Annotated in this window: 1 protein-coding gene; it reads left to right on the top strand. The window is 67.0% G+C overall.

Annotated features, from left to right (window positions below):
* Window positions 1-202 precede the first annotated feature (202 nt).
* A partial coding sequence (locus SNE35_RS31980; RefSeq protein ID WP_320427124.1) for a PAS domain-containing protein occupies window positions 203-2,345 on the top strand: 2,143 nt, incomplete at its 3' end.

Raw genomic sequence — 2,345 nt, 5'->3', positions numbered from 1 at the left:
CGCTGACGCAGGTCTTCGGGGCGACGGCCTTTGCCAGCATCGAGCAGGATGTGCGCTCCTTCGACTTCGATGCCGCGCTGGAGACCGCCAGGGACGCCGCTGCCGAGAATGGCGTCGTCATCGAGGCCACCGCCTAAGACACACGCGATTGGTACGGAATTCGTTTATAAACAGCCACTAATCGCTACCCGATTCCTCCCCCATGCTCCAAGAGCACGATCCGATGGTCCAGCAGCTGTCGACACGATCCGAGCCGGAGCCGGAATCGCCCGCCCAGATCGTCTGCGCGCGGAGCGGCCGCATCGAGAGCGTCAACGAGGCGTGGTCGAGCCTGCTGGGCTACACCCTCGACCGCAGCCCGTCTTTGTTCGACGCGGCGCTGTATGCGGACGGTGAGGCCGGCGTGCTGAGCCTGTTGGACGCGCTGGAGCACTCGGTCGGCCCCATGGCGTCTCTGGAGATGCGTCTGCGCCACCAGGACGGCTCCGTTGTCATCGCACAGGTCCAGTGCGTCGCGACGGTGCTTGCCGGCACTACATGGTTCACCGCCTGGATCAAACCGGCTGCGCAAGACCCGCTGCTCCACAAGCTGATGGCCGGCGCCGTCATTTTTGGCGATGGCAAGGTGCTGCGTGCCAACGAGACCTTCGCCCATATGCTGGGCTTCGAGGACGCCGGCAGCCTGGCGGGCCACGAGGTCGAGAGCTTATTCGAGGACGACGCCGAGTACGAACGCTTCGGCAAGGAGAGCGCCCGTTCGTTCGAGCACGGAGACACCAGCAGCGTCACCTGGCGCGCGCGCCATCGCGACGGCAGCGCCTTGCAGGTCTACGCACGCGGGCGCAAGGTGCAGATGAGCGGCCTGGACCAGGTCGTCGTCTGGACCATCGACGACGAGAGCGACCTGCGCCGCGCGCAGGAGGCCCGGCAGGACAACGAGACCTACAGCCGCATGCTGCAGGACTCGCACATCGCGATGTCGATCTACGACCCGTTGGCCGATGCCTACACCGACTGCAACGAGGCCGCGCGCAAGCTCTACGGCGTGGCGCGGCGCGAGGACTTGCTGGGGCACAACGTGCTGTCGGTCTCGGCGCCGTTCCAGGAAAACGGAGCCTCGTCAGCGCAGATGCTGGCGGCGGGGCGCAAGCGGCTGCAGAGCCGCGGCGAGGAGATGCCGACCTTTGAATGGCTGCACCGCCGGCCCAACGGCGTCGAGTGGATGGCCGAGGTGCACGGCACGCCCTTCCGCTACCGCGGCCGCACGCTGGTGCAGTTCACCGTCAGCGACATCACCGCGGCGAAGAAGGCACGCCGCGAGGTTGGCGAGATGGCCGTGTTCCTGCAGACCATGATCGACCGCATGCCCAACGCGGTGTTCTACCTGGGCCCGGATTCGCGCTTGCTGGGCTGCAACCATGCGTTCGAGGAAGCCTTCGGCATCCGGCGCGAGGAGCTGGTCGGCAAGCGCGTCGACGAGCACAGCTACCTGACGGAAGCCGAGCGCGCCATGCTGCAGGCCCAGCATGAGCGGGTGATCGCCAACTCGTCGCACGAGCGCCGCGAGACCCGGCTGAAATACGCCGACGGGAAGATGCACCAGGTGCTCCATTCGGTCAGCGGCTTCCGCCGGCCCGACGGCAGCCCGGGCGGCCTGGTGGGCATCACGGTGGACCTGGAGGCGCTCAAGGCCGCCGAGAACGCCCTCGGCGTCGCTCAGCGGGAGCAGGTCGCCATGTTCGAGACGGCCGGCGTGGGCATCGCCTTCGTGCATGACGGCGTGATCCGGCGCTGCAACCGCGAGCTGGAGGCGATGTTCGGCTACGGTGCCGGCGAGCTGCAGGCGCAGGACATGCGCATCTGGTACGGCAGCGAGGTCGACTCCGGGCCCCTGCGCGACGAATTGATCGCCCGCATCGGCATGCCGCGCGACAGCCATCACGACCAGCAGTTCGTGCGCAAGGACGGCGAGCATTTCTGGTGCCGCATCACGGCCCGCTACATCGACACCGACACCACCCAGGGCAGCGTCTGGTTCATGGAAGACGTGACCCAGGAGAGGGCCATCGCGCTCGCCCTGGCCGACGCCAAGCAGGCGGCCGAGGAGTCGGTGCAAGCGAAGTCGATGTTCCTGGCGAACATGAGCCACGAGATCCGCACACCGATGAACGCGATCATCGGTTTGTCGATGCTGGCGCTGAGGACGGAGCTGAACCCGCGCCAGCGCGACTACGTCGCCAAGGTCCACAACGCCGGCACGGCGCTCTTGGGGATCATCAACGACATCCTGGACTTCTCCAAGGTCGAGGCCGGCAAGCTGGACATCGAGGCCACGCCCTTCCGCC

This window comes from Roseateles agri, from assembly GCF_034043675.1.
GTDB lineage: Bacteria > Pseudomonadota > Gammaproteobacteria > Burkholderiales > Burkholderiaceae_C > KK5.
The sequence above is the reverse complement of the archived record's forward strand: the minus strand, read 5'-3'. Positions and strand labels throughout refer to the sequence as shown.